This is a genomic window from Domibacillus sp. (assembly GCF_031181085.1).
Lineage (GTDB): Bacteria > Bacillota > Bacilli > Bacillales > Domibacillaceae > Domibacillus.
Map to the genome: position 1 here is coordinate 122,832 of NZ_JAPSLE010000006.1, position 14,185 is coordinate 137,016.

At 46.9% G+C, this 14,185-nt stretch carries 16 protein-coding genes and 1 riboswitch; of the genes, 6 read left to right on the forward strand and 10 right to left on the reverse strand.

All coding sequences use genetic code 11. The annotated features are described in order from the left end of the window. Positions 1-47 precede the first annotated feature (47 nt). From argJ to RIN81_RS10900, 4 genes are all read left to right on the forward strand, one after another. Positions 48-1,196, forward strand: coding sequence for a bifunctional glutamate N-acetyltransferase/amino-acid acetyltransferase ArgJ (gene argJ, locus RIN81_RS10885; RefSeq protein WP_309090072.1), 1,149 nt, complete (start codon positions 48-50; stop codon positions 1,194-1,196). Between the two features lie 90 nt (positions 1,197-1,286). After that, positions 1,287-1,823 carry a TetR/AcrR family transcriptional regulator gene (locus RIN81_RS10890; protein ID WP_309090074.1) on the forward strand — a complete coding sequence of 179 codons (537 nt, stop codon included), beginning with the start codon at positions 1,287-1,289 and terminating at the stop codon, positions 1,821-1,823. Next, positions 1,820-2,155 (forward strand): DMT family transporter, encoded by a 336-nt coding sequence (locus tag RIN81_RS10895; RefSeq protein ID WP_309090076.1) that lies wholly within the window; start codon positions 1,820-1,822, stop codon positions 2,153-2,155. The genes RIN81_RS10890 and RIN81_RS10895 overlap by 4 nt, the downstream gene beginning before the upstream one ends. Beyond that, complete coding sequence (locus RIN81_RS10900) at positions 2,152-2,466, forward strand: DMT family transporter (protein ID WP_309090078.1); 315 nt, start codon at positions 2,152-2,154, stop codon at positions 2,464-2,466. Before RIN81_RS10895 ends, RIN81_RS10900 begins: the two co-directional genes overlap by 4 nt. A 30-nt stretch (positions 2,467-2,496) precedes the next feature. Here the strand turns inward: RIN81_RS10900 and RIN81_RS10905 are convergent, their stop codons facing one another. The 9 genes from RIN81_RS10905 to RIN81_RS10945 form a co-directional block, all read right to left on the reverse strand. Beyond that, the gene (locus RIN81_RS10905) at positions 2,497-3,828 is read right to left on the reverse strand and encodes a DUF2252 domain-containing protein (protein WP_309090080.1); all 1,332 of its coding nucleotides are present in this window, start codon (positions 3,826-3,828) and stop codon (positions 2,497-2,499) included. A gap of 67 nt (positions 3,829-3,895) precedes the next feature. After that, complete coding sequence (locus RIN81_RS10910) at positions 3,896-4,825, reverse strand: AEC family transporter (RefSeq protein WP_251272079.1); 930 nt, start codon at positions 4,823-4,825, stop codon at positions 3,896-3,898. Between the two features lie 164 nt (positions 4,826-4,989). Then, complete coding sequence (locus RIN81_RS10915) at positions 4,990-5,871, reverse strand: alpha/beta fold hydrolase (RefSeq protein WP_309090083.1); 882 nt, start codon at positions 5,869-5,871, stop codon at positions 4,990-4,992. A gap of 282 nt (positions 5,872-6,153) precedes the next feature. Further along, complete coding sequence (locus tag RIN81_RS10920; protein ID WP_309090085.1) at positions 6,154-7,164, reverse strand: ABC transporter substrate-binding protein; 1,011 nt, start codon at positions 7,162-7,164, stop codon at positions 6,154-6,156. Then, the gene (locus tag RIN81_RS10925) at positions 7,161-7,904 is read right to left on the reverse strand and encodes an ABC transporter permease (protein ID WP_309090276.1); all 744 of its coding nucleotides are present in this window, start codon (positions 7,902-7,904) and stop codon (positions 7,161-7,163) included. The genes RIN81_RS10920 and RIN81_RS10925 overlap by 4 nt, the downstream gene beginning before the upstream one ends. Then, positions 7,904-8,668, reverse strand: a complete 765-nt coding sequence (locus tag RIN81_RS10930; protein WP_309090087.1) for an ABC transporter ATP-binding protein — start codon at positions 8,666-8,668, stop codon at positions 7,904-7,906. Before RIN81_RS10930 ends, RIN81_RS10925 begins: the two co-directional genes overlap by 1 nt. After that, entirely contained in the window at positions 8,661-9,335 is a 675-nt protein-coding gene (gene tenA, locus RIN81_RS10935; RefSeq protein WP_309090089.1) for a thiaminase II, read from the reverse strand. The genes RIN81_RS10930 and tenA overlap by 8 nt, the downstream gene beginning before the upstream one ends. A 1-nt stretch (position 9,336) precedes the next feature. Beyond that, complete coding sequence (locus RIN81_RS10940; RefSeq protein WP_375164533.1) at positions 9,337-10,620, reverse strand: acetylornithine deacetylase; 1,284 nt, start codon at positions 10,618-10,620, stop codon at positions 9,337-9,339. Between the two features lie 76 nt (positions 10,621-10,696). Then, positions 10,697-10,798, reverse strand: a riboswitch (TPP riboswitch). A gap of 46 nt (positions 10,799-10,844) precedes the next feature. Beyond that, positions 10,845-11,837: a zinc-binding dehydrogenase gene (locus RIN81_RS10945; RefSeq protein WP_309090091.1), complete on the reverse strand. Its 993-nt coding sequence runs from the start codon at positions 11,835-11,837 to the stop codon at positions 10,845-10,847. A 233-nt stretch (positions 11,838-12,070) separates the two neighbouring features. Between RIN81_RS10945 and RIN81_RS10950 the strand changes: the two genes are divergently transcribed. Then, positions 12,071-12,634, forward strand: a complete 564-nt coding sequence (locus tag RIN81_RS10950; protein ID WP_309090093.1) for a DUF3267 domain-containing protein — start codon at positions 12,071-12,073, stop codon at positions 12,632-12,634. A gap of 50 nt (positions 12,635-12,684) precedes the next feature. Here RIN81_RS10950 and RIN81_RS10955 read toward each other — a convergent pair whose 3' ends face one another. After that, positions 12,685-13,686 carry a quinone oxidoreductase family protein gene (locus RIN81_RS10955; protein WP_309090095.1) on the reverse strand — a complete coding sequence of 334 codons (1,002 nt, stop codon included), beginning with the start codon at positions 13,684-13,686 and terminating at the stop codon, positions 12,685-12,687. Positions 13,687-13,800: 114 nt separating this feature from the next. Here RIN81_RS10955 and RIN81_RS10960 point away from each other — a divergent pair, with 114 nt between their 5' ends. Then, on the forward strand, positions 13,801-14,181 hold the full coding sequence (locus RIN81_RS10960; protein WP_309090097.1) for a ferritin-like domain-containing protein: 381 nt from the start codon (positions 13,801-13,803) through the stop codon (positions 14,179-14,181). The last annotated feature ends 4 nt before the right edge of the window (positions 14,182-14,185 follow it).

Genomic DNA, 14,185 nt, shown 5'->3' on the forward strand with positions numbered 1-14,185 from the left:
TCCGTGTATAATAAAAGCATTGACATAAACGTATAGGGGGATTTTCTTTGACTCATTTTCCAAAAGGCTTTTCATCCTGCTCACTCAATGCAGGGATAAAAGACGACACACTTGATTTCACCATTATTTACTCAGACACACGGGCAGCGGCTGCGGCTATGTTTACGAAAAACCAATTCTGCGGTGCACCGATTGTGATTGGCAAAGAGCATGTGAAAGACGGTTACCTGCAGGCGATTGCCGTTAACAGCAAAAATGCCAACGTGGCGACCGGCGAAAAAGGGCTTCAGGATGCCCGGACGATGACGGAAGCGGTTGCGGCCGAGCTTGGAATTGACCCTTCTGATGTGCTTCCTTCTTCTACCGGTGTAATTGGCGTACCGCTGCCAATCGAAAAAATTGTGTCGGCTGTGCCCGGCTTAAAAGCCGAGCTTCGACAAGACGGCCTTGAGCAATCTGCGAAAGCAATCATGACAACCGATACGTACCCGAAATTTCGGACCCGCAAAATTGGAGAGGTTACGCTTGCTGCAATGGCAAAAGGATCCGGCATGATTGAGCCGAATATGGCGACAATGCTTAGTTATATTTTAACGGATGCAAAAATAGAAGCAGACGATTTAAAAGCAATGCTTCAGCGAGCGGTAAATGTATCGTTCAACAGCGTGTCAGTAGACGGCGATACAAGCACAAGCGATACAGTCGCGGTCATGGCAAACGGACTGGCAGGCGAAGTGAACCTGGCCGAGTTTGAAGCAGTACTGACGGATCTCTGCATCGAACTGGCGAAAGAAATCGCCCGGGATGGAGAAGGAGCGACGAAACTTGTGGAAGTCCAGGTTACAGGGGCTGACAGCGATACCGTGGCGAAGAAAATCGGTAAATCCATTATTAACTCGCCGCTTGTAAAAACCGCTCTCTTCGGTGAAGACCCGAACTGGGGCCGGATTATGTCCACGATTGGCAACTCAGAGGATGCCGTTGACACTTCTTCTGTTTCCGTTTCTTTTGCCGACGTATATGTATTCCAAGACGGTGCACCGACAGAAGACAAACGCGCCGAGCTGGAAGAATATTTAAAAACAGATGAAGTACTCATTAAAATATCGCTCGGAACTGGAACGGGTGCTGCTACCGTATGGGGCTGTGACCTTTCCTATGATTATGTGAAAATTAATGGTGAATACACGACGTGAAGCTCTGCCCGCCCCTCTCGGGCGGGCTTTTTGCTTTTTTCATCAACCTGTGTTACTCTTTGACTAACGACCGTTAGGAAGGAAACTATTATGAAAGAAACTATTAAAAAAGCGGCTGCGGCTCTTTTTGCCGAGTATGGGTATGCCGGAACATCACTGGCGCAGATCAGTGAAAAAGTCGGTATTAAAAAGCCCTCTCTTTACGCTCATTTTAAAAGCAAGGATCACTTGTTTGAATGTATTATGGAAGATGCCTTTGATGCGGAAACAAAACGGGTTGAAGAAGCAAGTGACTTACACAAGCTCCTTCAGTCTTACCTTTTTCTTTATGAGGAAGATGCGCTATTTCGATTTTTGCTGACAAGCTCTTTTTTCCCGCCTGATTTTTTAAAGAAGCGTATTTTAGAAAAGTATGATGAATATCTTCACGCGCTTGAAGAAAAAGTAAAAACGGTGCTGCCGCCCGATTCTGTTCATGCAGAAGATGCGGCCGTCATGTATACGATTATTTTAGACAGCTTATTTGTTGAGCTGTGTTATGGAACGCGGGAACGCTCGCAAAAGCGGCTCGATACAGCTTGGCGTGTGTATGAACAGGCTTTTATGAAAGGACAGAAAAAAAGATGAATGTAAAATGGTTTCTCGTTCTCGTAGCGGGATTTTTTGAAGTTGGATGGGCAGCAGGATTAAAGCATGCCGATTCACTGTTTGAATGGATGCTGACCGCAGCAGCGATTGTGATTAGTTTCCTTCTTTTGCTGTATTGCTCAACTCAGCTGCCGGCTACGACGGTTTACGCCGCTTTTGTCGGGCTTGGTTCTGCCGGTACCGTTCTGCTTGAGATGACACTTTTTGATGAGCCCTTCAGCTGGATTAAAATTGGCCTGATTGCCGTGCTCCTCATTGGGATAATTGGATTAAAGACCGTTACGGTTGAAAGAGATGTGACTGCTTCATGAGCTGGGTATTATTAATTTCAGCCGGTTTGTTGGAGGTAGTCGGCGTTGCCGGAATGACAATGGTCAGCGAGCAAAAAACAGTCCGTTCTTTTCTCGTTATGTTCGGCGGCTTTGGATTAAGCTTTCTTCTTCTTACCATTGCGATGAGCTCTCTTCCAATGGGAACGGCATACAGCGTCTGGACAGGCATTGGAACCGTCGGCAGCGCGCTGGTCGGCATGATTGTTTATAAAGAGCCTCGGGATTCTCGACGGATTCTTTTTATTGCCATGATTATTAGTTCAGTCATTGGCTTAAAGCTCGTTTCATAAAAAAAACTGCCCGAAGGCAGTTTTTTGTTTTTAGATAAACTTCGTATTGAGCCAGCCGCAAAACAGGACGTAATCGCTTTTTACACGCTCTTTGTATGCCATAGACATAAAAATAAGCTGTGTCTCAAACGCGTCATATTCTTCCCCAATGGCTTTTAAAATTTCTTCCTCACTATGGTAGTCAAGCAATGAATGTTCGATGTCACGGTCTGCACGGGCATGAATTTTTGCCGCGATGCCGCCGAACACTTCAAGTACTTTATCAAATTCCTGATTATTTTCGATATCTTCCGGCTTGATTCGTTTTTTGTATGGCGAGCGCTCCCGCACGTAAAAGTGGCGGTTATCAATCGTGACAAAACCTAGAAACGGATCGTCATAGTGATGCATCGCTTTTTGGGTCATCACTACCCGTTCACCTTGATGGCCATATCTCAGCCAAAATTCTTCATCGTACGGCATGAAGTAAGCAGGAACCGGTGCGCGAACTTCCTTCATTTCTAAAATAATATCATCAAGCTCTTGTTCGCATTCTTCTTTTCCTTCTATTAAAATGTAAAAGCGATCGAGACCGATCGAAGCTGTTCCGGAGCCGCTTTTGCGAACAATATGCTTGATTTCATAAAATTCGCTTTTCTTTCTGTCTTCTTCATCAAGGCTTTCTACATACTGGCACCAGGCGGCCTCGATTTTTTGCTGTTCTTTCTGTGTAACAGGCTGGAGTTCTTCAGAAAGTGCAAACATCCGCCTGCCCGCTTCTTTAACGGTCCAGCGGTCAAGCAGTCTGGCAAGGTCACGCTTTTCAAGCTTTTTGAGTACTTTCCGGATCGGTCCTTTCGTGTTTCCCTCTGTGAAAAACAGTGTCACCGGACTCTCTTTGCCTTTTACAAACTTTTTCAACTGTTTGTAATAAGCTTGAAGAAACGCACGCATTCTTTCTTCAGAATCAGTAAATCCATATTGTTCACAATAAAGTGCAATGCTGACCGTCATGCGGAGCAAATCATATACATAGGAACCCATATAACCTTCATCAAAATCATTTACGTCATAAACAAGTTCCCCTTCACTGTTTTGAAATGCCCCAAAATTCTCCAGATGCATATCACCTTGAATCCACGTCGGCTTATCTTCCGGTGTATGGAAAGAAAATGGAATTTTCGTTACGTCATAGTAAAATAAATACGCATTGCCCCGGAAAAAACGAAACGGATTTTCCGCCATTTGCCGGTATTTCTGTTTTCGTTTATCATGACTCAGGCCGGTGATCCGTGAGTCAAATTCATTCAGCACCGTTTCCAGCATATTGCACCGAAGTGTCCGGCGCGTTTTTTGCACTTCGGTCATCCAATTTTCAATCATCCCTACCCCTCCCTCGTCTTTTTTATTTTACCACAACAAAAAAGAGCGCGGTTTGAAAAAACAGCGCTTACGCAGGGAACCATATTTTGGCCAAATAAATGACAACAGCGACCGTAACGCTGCTCAGTATCGTCGTAACGATCACTGCCTGAGAAGCAAATTCAGGATAATTATCATACTCAAGTGCCAAAAGCGCACTATTCCGCGAAGTCGGAAACGAGCTGGCAATAAACATAGCTTGTGCCAGCGTGCCATGCACATTCAAGATTGTAATCACGAGCAGCCCGATTGCGGGAGACAGAAAAAGCCGGGTAAAAACAGCCAGCACAAGCGGCTTTGAAAGAGAAGTAATTTTCATATATGCACACTGAGCGCCTAATGTAAGAAGAGCCACTGCCAAAAATGCGTTAGAGGCGTTCTGAATGGGCGACCATAAAAAAGAAGGGACGGTCACACCGGCCGCCTTCAAGATAACCGCTGCCACAAGAGCATGAAGCACTGGCAGCTTCAACACTTTTTTTAATACTTTCTCACCTTGGGCAGAAGCAGAAACGGAATTGTAAAACCCCCACGTGTAGGTGAGCAGGTTTTGAAAAATCGAGATAATAATCTGAACCGACAAACCGAGCGGGTTCGCCGCGAAGACAAGACCGCTTACCGGCAGCCCATAGTTGCCGGAATTGCTTAACACTCCGCTGTTTTGATAGCTTGAGGACAGCTTCCGGTCAAAACCGGCTAGCTTGGAAATAAGGAGCGCTGCCACAATTAAAAGTCCATTGAACAACAGCAAATAGGCAAAAACAATCCCGGCTGTTTTGCCCGATAATTCCGTTTCATATATATTGACGAAGCAAACCATCGGCAGAAAAAAGTTAATCGTAAGCTTTGATAAAGTAGGCATATGCAGCGTGTACTTCCGGTGCAGCACAGCCCCCGCAGCGATGAGTAAAAACATCGGTAAAATAATTTGAAGGAACACACTAGCGAAAACCAACATATTGAAAACGCCTCCATCCTGTCAAAAAAGAAAACGGAGCGCGGCGCTCCGTTTTCCCTGGGGATGTGATCCACTTCTGTTCACATCAGGGGATAAAACAAGAGTAACATAGTACATTATGAAGAAACAGGTTATTGCTATTTTATTCTTTTTGTTCATATTGTTCATGATCCAGGTGCTTCTTCTTTTAAAAACCGGCTGATCCATGCACTTACAATTTCAGGATATTCATGATGAAGCCAATGAGTTGCTTCATCTATTAACACGAGCTGCCCGTTCCCACATTGCTCGACACTTTTCTTGGCCAGTATAAGAGACAACGTCGCGTCTTTTCGACCCCATAGCATCCGTACAGGCACAGCTGGTCCGGGAGCTGGAATTTCATAAAAAGCCTGCTGCCGCATCGCTCTGTACCAATTGAGCATTGCCGTGACGGATCCTTGTTTTGTCCATGCTTCTTTGTACATATGCATATCCTTCTCATCAAAGGTTCCCGGGCGGGCGGTCACTTTCATCAGTTTTTCGAGCAGGCTGTACTCATTTCGCTTGAGCAGCCATTCCGGCAAAAACGGAAGCTGAAAAAAGAAAATATAAGCGCTTTTGAGCCATTGAAGGGGATATAACGGAGCGTTTTTGGCAAAAACAGCTGGATGCGGTACGTTCAAAATGACCAGCTTTTGTACAAAATCCGGATAAACAGAAGCTAAAAACCAGCCGACAATGCCTCCCCAGTCATGACCCACCACAAGAGCTTTTTCACAGCCGAAAGATTGAATAAGGTTTATTATGTCTTTTGCAACCACACCGAGTGTATAAGCCTCGAGCGGCTCAGGCTTGCTGCTTTTTGAGTAGCCGCGCATATTGGGCACGACCACCCGATAGCCTTGCTCCACTAAAGCATCAGCTTGCTTCTTCCAGCCATAGGAGCATTCCGGGAATCCGTGCAGCAATAAAACGAGCTCTCCATTCTCCGGCCCGGCCATTTCGGTGTAAAGATCGATTCCATTTACCTCAATGAGCCGCTTCGTCCATTTATATGTATCCACCTTCTTCACTCCTTTTCCCGAATGTTTCTTCGTCTCTTTTTTCATTCCCCTTCACTGCCTAAATATGCAAAGAGAGAATAGAAAAAGCTGCCCGGTTTTCGGACAGCTTAGTGTGTAGACAAATTCTTTCGCTTTTAAAAAAGAGCCGATAAGTGAAGCCGGCCGGACTTCGCTTTCCACGGGCAGTGCGGGAGTCTTCGTCCGGCAGGCTTCACTAAGTAGTGTTGAAGATCAATAAACAAGGACCGAATAGAAACTTCTCTCCGGACAGCTCTTCTTTTCTTATTTCGGCATATTCACAAACATTTCGTCTACAGCCGGTTTTCCTTTAACCAATCCGGTCTGTTCCATCCAATCGGCTGTTTTTTGCCACGTTTCTTCTTCCTGATAGCCAAATCCCTGCTCTGATTCCATAAGCGGCAGCAAAATATCCAGGCTTTCTTTTTCCACTTTTTCTTCAAGCGGGAAGTTTTCTTTTTCCTGATTCGCCATTAAGATATCCAATGCGCCGTCCGGATCTTTTTTCACATCTTCAAATCCTTTTTCGGCTGAACGCCAGAATGCTTCGATCAATTCCGGATTTTCTTTCCATGTTTTATCGCTCGTCACAGCAATTAATTCATAAAAAGACGGCACCCCGTAGTCAGTCAAATCAAAATTAGCGGTTTTGTACCCTTCAAATTCCAACAGCGGCACTTCGTGGTTAATATAAGCACCTACCACTGCATCCGCTTTTTTGCTGATAAGAGATGCGTTTAATTCAAAGCCGATATCCACTAAGTCTACTTTCGACGGATCACCGCCGTCTTTCTCCACCATCGTTTTCACAATCGATTCATTCAACGGAATTCCTGTGTAGCCAACTGTTTTGCCTTCCAAATCTTTTGGCGATTTAATATTGCTTTCTGCAAGCGACACAACCCGGTTCAGCGGCTCCCGTACAATGGCGCCGACTGATTTCACACCAACATTTTGCTCAGTACGCGCTACAATCACGTCCGGCTGATACGTAATGGCCATTGTTACTTGATCAGACGCGGCCATTCCAATCGGGTCTGTCGCATTTGCCGGGAATTGAATGTCCAGGTTAATGCCTTCATCTTCAAAGTAGCCCTTTTCCTTCGCTACATATAAAAAGCTGTGCACGGCATTTGGGTACCAGTCCAGCATAATGCTGACATCCTGTATCTCCTTTTGGCCGCCCTCCTCTGCTGTTTCTTTTGGTTTTTCTTCATTGGCTCCGCATCCTGCGAGCATAACCGCAGCAAGAGCCCCCGCTATCCATTTTTTCATTCGTTTTTCCTCCATTTCATTGACCGCTTTTCAAGCAGTTTAACTAATACAAATAACACAATGCCTACAATCGAGAGCAGCACAACAGGCGCAAAAACAGCCGCTCCATCAAACTGGGTCATCATGCGGCGGCTGAAGTAGCCAAGCCCGGCCTGTGCCCCAAGCCATTCACCAATCGCCGCACCAATCACGCTTAGTGTAACCGCGACCTTTAACCCTGAATAAAAGTGCGGCTTCGCAGAAGGCACCTGCACTTTAAAGAAAATATCCTTTTTTGTTCCGCCCATTGTGAGCATCAATTCACGCAGCTCTTTACTGCTGGATTTCAAACCATCAAATGTATTGACCGTGATCGGAAAAAAGGTAATGAGCACTGTTACCACGACCTTGCTCCAGATCCCATAGCCGAAGAACAAGATAAAAATAGGTGCCAGTGCGATGGTTGGAATCATTTGCGATGAAATCACAATCGGATAAAAAGCCCGTTCTGCCGTTTCACTTGCTGCCATCCAGACCGCCAGCGCCACGCCAAGCACAATCGAGATGGCAAGCCCGATTAAAATGATCGACAGTGTAGACGGCAGATGCTCTAGAAAAAGTGTTTCCCGAAGCTCCCAAAAACGAACCGCTACACCAGACGGAGACGGAAAAATAAACGGAAGATTCACCAGGCGTGCGGCCAGCTCCCATAAGCCGAATAAGGGAAGCACAATCAGCAGGGCAGGTCCATATTTCTTCATCACAGCTTTTTCACCCCGTTCCGCAGCTGATCAATCAAGTCATTTTTCAGCTTTATTACAGCCGGATCATTTAAATCCCGCTGCGATCTTGGGCGGCCAAGCGGAACCGCTACTTCCTCAAGCGTACGGACCGGTGTATCCCGGAAAATAAAAATCCGGTCCGATAAAAACAGCGCTTCATTCACGTCATGGGTAATAAAGAGGATGGTTTTCTCCCGCTGTTCCCATTGATCCAAGAGCCACTCCTGCATGGACAGGCGTGTAATAGCATCCAATGCACTGAACGGTTCATCGAGAAGCAGAATATTGGAACCGGTCAAAACAGAGCGTAAAAAGGATACACGCTGGCGCATACCGCCGGACAGTTCAGACGGATATTTGCCTGCTGATCCTTCAAGTCCAAACTCATCCAGCAGCGGTATAATGCGTTTGGCTGCTTCCCTTTTGGATATGCCGGCCAGCTCAAGCGGAACAGACGCATTTTCAAGCACTGTCCGCCACGGCATTAACAAGTCCTGCTGCGGCATGTAGCCGGTACGGCCATGCCGGCTTTTGAACTGCTCTCCATTTAACCAAACAGCACCCGTCTCCTCCTGTTCCAGTCCGGTAATGAGCCGAAACAGAGTGCTTTTGCCGGAGCCGCTCGCTCCAATAATCGTCACAAATTCACGGTCGTACACCGTCATATTCAACTGATTAAGGATTGGTTTTTTGCCGCCGTACGAAAACGACACATCCCGAAACTGGAGAACCGGCTTACGCATCGCCAGGCCACATTTCTCCGTTGTATGCCATGTCCCAAAACATGTATTCAAACCGGGTCGTGTTTAGGAAAATATCCTCAAGCCGTGCACGCTCCCGTTCCGACTTTCCATCCGCCTGCTCATCCATTAAATCAATGCACCACTGGGCAAGCTGGCCGAATTCCTCGGAAGCATACATCCGAATCCACTCACCGTACAGCTCATGGTCTGCAGCGCCTGGCCGTTTACTTAATTCCTTGCCAATCTCCCAGTAGCTCCAGGCACATGGAAGTACAGCCGCCATCACATCCGCCAGCGTTCCATTTTGAGCCGCGTGCAGCATGTAATGCGTATAAGCAAGTGTAACCGGCGACGGCTTTGCCGCTTCAAGCTCTTCTTCTGTAATGCCAAAACGTGCGGCATACTGCCGGTGCAGAGTCATTTCTTCGTTTAACGTTCCGTCTAAAAGTGCGGCAAACCGGCCCATCGTCGCCACATCTTCCGCTTTCACTGCTCCAATCGCAAACACTTTCGCATATTGAATTAAATACAAATAATCCTGCACCATGTAAAAACGAAACCGGTCGGGACGAAGCGTTCCATCTCCCATTCCCTGCACAAATGGATGCTGATGGTTTTGCTTCCAGATCGGCAGGCATTTTTCCCTCAAATGATCACTAAATTTCATTTCAGCGCTCTCCTTTCTTTTGGTGTGTCCAATTGTAAATAAACGCCGCCATCACTTTTGTGTAGCGAACGAGTTCATCAATGTCGAGCTGTTCGTTCACCGCATGCGCATGACGAAGCGCGCCGGGTCCGTAAATAGCCGTTGGAATCCCGGCATCTGCCAGCCAGCCGCCGTCCGTTACAGAAGGGGACACATCGAGTACAGGCTTTTCATGAAAAACCGTTTGATGTGCATCTATCAGTGCATGGACAGCCGCATGATGAGGATCCACCTCAAACGAAGGGAAAATTTCGCCCCGGTCTTCAATCATAGACGTACCGCCCCACTCAAACCGCGGCGGATTTTCCTGCATCCACAAATCGCTTTTGGCGATGTTTCCGATAAATTCTTCGACTTCCCGCGCTACACTTTCGTACGTTTCATTCGGATAAAAATGAACCGTAATCCATAGACGGCATTCGTCCGCAATAAAAGCAGCATGGCGTCCGCCTTCGATCACCGCTGGATTGATCGTCGTCGTTCCCGGCGGAAAGCCCGGATAGCTTTTCATTACCGCCCAGTGCCGTTCAAGCTCCTGCAGGCCGTGGATGATTTTTGTCATTTTTTCAATGGCGCTCGCACCCATCAGCCGGCCGCCTGCATGAATCATCTGCCGCCGTGTAGCATCATGAAAGGTCTGGTCACTTTTTAGCGTAATCCAGCCGGTGATGACACCGCCCTGTCCCTGGATGTGCAGTTCACTCGTATCAGCTACAAGCGCAAAATCTGCATTGTAGCCGTGCCTGCAGCACTCCAGCGTTCCGGCTTCGCCGACTTCTTCGCCGATTACGGATTGAACGATCAAGTCACCCGGAAGCTTTATGCCCGCTTCGTGAAGAAGCTGGATGGCAAACAGGGCCCCGGCCAGGCCGCCTTTCATATCCGCCGCTCCACGTCCGATCACAGCATTTTCTTTTACGATTGGCGTAAACGGGTCTGACTCCCATTGCTCATCCGGCGTTACTTCTGCCACGTCCATATGACCATTAATAATGAGACTTTTATAAGCTTCGCTGTTTGTTCCCTTTAACGTACCCACCACATTCGGATCGCCTGGGTATACATCCCATTTGTCAATTTCAAAACCTTTTGTGCTCAAAAACCGGGCAACAAACTGCTGGGCTTCTTCTGTATTGCGGGCTGGCGGTGCCGGTGTCCGAAACGAAATTAATGTTTTCAGCAGTTCAACCAGCTCTTCTTTTCGTTCATCTATTTGTTTATGTATTCCTTCGATCGTCTCTTTCACAGCTCTCTTCCTTTCCCAAACAAAAAAACCGTTTCTTCGCATGGAAGAAACGGTTGTGATGACATATCGGACATAAAGCGTCAAAACACCTCTTCCTTACGCCGGTACAAACCGGATCAAGTTTTAAGGGTTAAGGCAGCTCGCCTCTCTCAGCCCGAAGGCACCCCCAGCGGTGATTCCTATTTAATTTGATCTTGATACTAGTTTTATCATACTAAAGCATCTCATTCAATAGCAAATGCAATTTTACCGATTTGTTCGGCATTTTCCATTCGGATGAATGCTTCTTTAAATTGGTCCAGCGTGTAGGTCTGGTCCATTACCGGACGCAGATTGTGAGTCTCAATAAACGCGAGCATCTCTCTCATTTCTTCACCGCTCCCAAGCGTGGAGCCGTACATATTAAACTGTCCATAGAAAAATGTACGCAAATTGATCATCACTTCATCGCCGGCAGAGGCGCCAAACGTCACAATGGTGCCGCCTGTTTTTAACTGCTCGAGTGACCGGTTAAAAGTCGCGGCTCCGACAGACTCGATCACCAGATCCACTTTTTCTCCCTCCAGTGCCTCACACCAATCAGCAGCTGAACCGATGGCCTTGTCCGCACCGAGTTCCAATGCTCTTTGGCGCTTTTCCTCTGACCGGGATGTTACATACACTATAGCACCAGCCGCTTTGGCAAACTGCAATAGGAAAGTGGCCACTCCGCTGCCAATCCCGGGAATAAAAACGGTCATGCCCGGCTTTACTTTTCCTCTTGTAAAAAGAGCACGGTAAGCAGTCAGGGCAGCGAGCGACAGGACACCCGCTTCTTCCCACGACAAATGAGCCGGCTTCGGTACAGCATTTTCTGCCGGTACCGTAATAAACTCGGCAAATGTTCCATGAAAAGGCAGACCGACGATTTCAAAGCCCTCCGGCGGGGCGTCGCTTTTATACGGCCATCCCAATCCCGGGTTGATCATCACCTCATCTCCAGTTTGGACTATGGTTACGCCAGCACCCACTTCATCTACAATGCCGGCACCGTCTGATCCGATTACAAGCGGCGGCTCTGTTTCTTTATGGCGGTGCAGAACAAAAAGATCGCGGTGGTTTAAGCCGGCTGCTTTTAACCGTATGCGTACTTCTCCCGGTCCGGGTACCGGCTTTTCAATCTGACCGGCCGAAACGCCTGACAAGCCTGGTCTTCCTGCGTGCAGAATGGCTTTCATCAAATTCCCCCTTCATTTTATCTGTATGGTATGATTTTAACATACACATAGATAGAGACCGGCATTTTGTGTTTTGGCAATCAGGCTCGCAAAAAGAGACAATAGAATAAAAGAAACCGTAATAAATCTTTTAGCTTGCGTTTTTTCAATGTTACTCCCGTGTTAAACCGGCAGATGGAGGAGCTGTATGAACGGACCGCTCACAAATAGCAGACGATCAAAGGAGGATAATAATGAATCTCCCGGGTAAACCAGACTATGTGATTGAGCTGAACATGAAAAGGATTCACATTTGGTCGCTTGTGCTGACTCTTCTGTTCGTCCTGATCGGCAGTTTTGCCGCTGTCATGCTTCACGGAGAAAGCTTTTTTTCCTTTTCCATGCTTGGTATCCTGTTATGGCTCATTCTATATGTCATCCTTATTGTGCTGCATGAAATTTGTCATTTGATCGGGTTTAAACTTTGGGGAAAATGTAAACGTGAAGATCTTGTATACGGAGTGAACCGGGAACTTGGTGTTGCGTATGCAGGCACGAAAAAAATGCTGCCGGCACGGGCTATGAAAAAAGCGCTCCTGCTCCCGTTTTGGCTGACCGGGCTGCTTCCGTTTGTAATAGGTATTTGGCTGAACAGTGCTTCTCTTATGACCGTTTCCGCTTTTTTAATCGGGGGAGCTGCGGGTGACTTTTCTATGTATGGACAGCTGCGCCGGGCACCTAAAAATGCGTTCGTTTTCGACCATCTTCACAAACCAATTTTGTATATTTTTAATCAAAAAATAGACAGTCCTTCTTGAGGAGCTGCCCACTTTTGCTTTCAAGCTTGATGCATTTCGATATGCGGTCATTAAATATCGAGTATGATTTTTCCGAATGAATCGCCATTTTCCATGTAGTCGAGAGCTTCCGCAGCTTTTTCAAGCGGAAAATGCTTATCAATCACTGGATGAATTTTTTCCTGTTCAAATAATGTCAGCATATCGGCAAATTCCTGTGGACTGCCCATTATGGTTCCGCGTATATCCAGATGCTTAAAAAACGCGCGGGGCAAAACGATCTGGGGCACTGGACCCGTTGTAGCACCAAAGCTTACAATCCGGCCTCCCGGCTTGGCAAGGTCGATTAAACGGTTAAAGGTTTCCCCGCCAACCCCATCAACGATCAAGTCGGCGCCGCCCATTTCGCTCTTTAATGTTTTGGCCCAGCCCTCACTCCGGTAGTTGATGCCGCCGGCTGCACCCATTTGTTTAGCCCGTTCGATTTTTTCATCATTACTTGACGAAATAAATACACGCGCTCCCTTTGCAACAGCAATTTGAAGAGCAAACAAAGCTACACCGCCGCCAATGCCAGGGATAAAGACCGTATCGCCTTTTTTCAGTTCTCCGCGCGTAATGAGTGCCCGGTAAGCCGTAAGGGCGGAAAGCGGAAGAGCCGCTGCTTCCGGCCATGTTAAGTAAGCCGGCTTTTTATACACATTCTCGCATGAGATTTTTACATATTCGGCATAGGTTCCATCTGCAGGCATGCCGAGAACGTGAAAGTCCGGCTGATTGAATCGAATGTCATCTCCCCACTGAAGGCCTGGATTGATGACAACTTCATCCCCTGCCCGCAGACTTTCCACACCGTCTCCCACAGACTCTACGATACCTGCTCCGTCTGCTCCAAGAACAGCCGGCAGCTTCATACCCGGGTACATGCCATATGTAATGAAAACATCACGCCGGTTTAAGGAAGCATTTTTCAGCTTCACAATAACTTCCCAGCTGCCCGCAGACGGCTTTTCTACTTCTATGCGCTTTAGCGCGTTCGGTCCGCCTGTTTCCTGCAGTAACATGGCTTTCATTGCATTCGCCTCCTTTTTGTTCGACATTTTTCTGCGTTTACCCGTTCATTTTAACAAGAAAACATACCTCTGCATACGATATAGCACTACGCTGCTGAAAAGGATGTGCTTGTGATGCTGAACGAGAAACTCACAAAAGCGATCAATGGAGAATATACAGCCATTCACATTTATGAGAAGCTAGCAGATATGGCTTCAACGCCTTCTCAGAAAGAAAGAATTTTAGCAATTCGCACAGATGAAGTCCGGCATTTAGAAACATTTTCCTCCCTTTATCATGCGTTAACTGGAAACGCTCCTTCTCCTGTATGTGCCGAACTCTTTCCTAAAACATTCAAGCAAGGTATTTTGCGGGCTTTTAAGGACGAACAAGAAACGTCTGAATTTTATCAGGACATAGCCGATTCCACTCATCTTCCTTACGTGAAAAAAGTATTTAACCGGGCGGCGGCCGATGAACAGCGCCATGCGGTTTGGTTTCTATCTTTTTTATAATCTC

What these genes read in the sequence shown, in the direction of transcription:
- RIN81_RS10945 (WP_309090091.1), bottom strand. Translation starts at nt 11,837, where the DNA reads ATGAAAGCCATTCTGCACGCAGGAAGACCAGGCTTGTCAGGCGTTTCG.
- RIN81_RS10900 (WP_309090078.1), top strand. Translation starts at nt 2,152, where the DNA reads ATGAGCTGGGTATTATTAATTTCAGCCGGTTTGTTGGAGGTAGTCGGC.
- RIN81_RS10895 (WP_309090076.1), top strand. Translation starts at nt 1,820, where the DNA reads ATGAATGTAAAATGGTTTCTCGTTCTCGTAGCGGGATTTTTTGAAGTT.
- tenA (WP_309090089.1), bottom strand. Translation starts at nt 9,335, where the DNA reads ATGAAATTTAGTGATCATTTGAGGGAAAAATGCCTGCCGATCTGGAAG.
- RIN81_RS10925 (WP_309090276.1), bottom strand. Translation starts at nt 7,904, where the DNA reads ATGAAGAAATATGGACCTGCCCTGCTGATTGTGCTTCCCTTATTCGGC.
- RIN81_RS10890 (WP_309090074.1), top strand. Translation starts at nt 1,287, where the DNA reads ATGAAAGAAACTATTAAAAAAGCGGCTGCGGCTCTTTTTGCCGAGTAT.
- RIN81_RS10920 (WP_309090085.1), bottom strand. Translation starts at nt 7,164, where the DNA reads ATGAAAAAATGGATAGCGGGGGCTCTTGCTGCGGTTATGCTCGCAGGA.
- RIN81_RS10910 (WP_251272079.1), bottom strand. Translation starts at nt 4,825, where the DNA reads ATGTTGGTTTTCGCTAGTGTGTTCCTTCAAATTATTTTACCGATGTTT.
- RIN81_RS10950 (WP_309090093.1), top strand. Translation starts at nt 12,071, where the DNA reads ATGAATCTCCCGGGTAAACCAGACTATGTGATTGAGCTGAACATGAAA.
- RIN81_RS10955 (WP_309090095.1), bottom strand. Translation starts at nt 13,686, where the DNA reads ATGAAAGCCATGTTACTGCAGGAAACAGGCGGACCGAACGCGCTAAAG.
- RIN81_RS10905 (WP_309090080.1), bottom strand. Translation starts at nt 3,828, where the DNA reads ATGATTGAAAATTGGATGACCGAAGTGCAAAAAACGCGCCGGACACTT.
- RIN81_RS10930 (WP_309090087.1), bottom strand. Translation starts at nt 8,668, where the DNA reads ATGCGTAAGCCGGTTCTCCAGTTTCGGGATGTGTCGTTTTCGTACGGC.
- RIN81_RS10960 (WP_309090097.1), top strand. Translation starts at nt 13,801, where the DNA reads ATGCTGAACGAGAAACTCACAAAAGCGATCAATGGAGAATATACAGCC.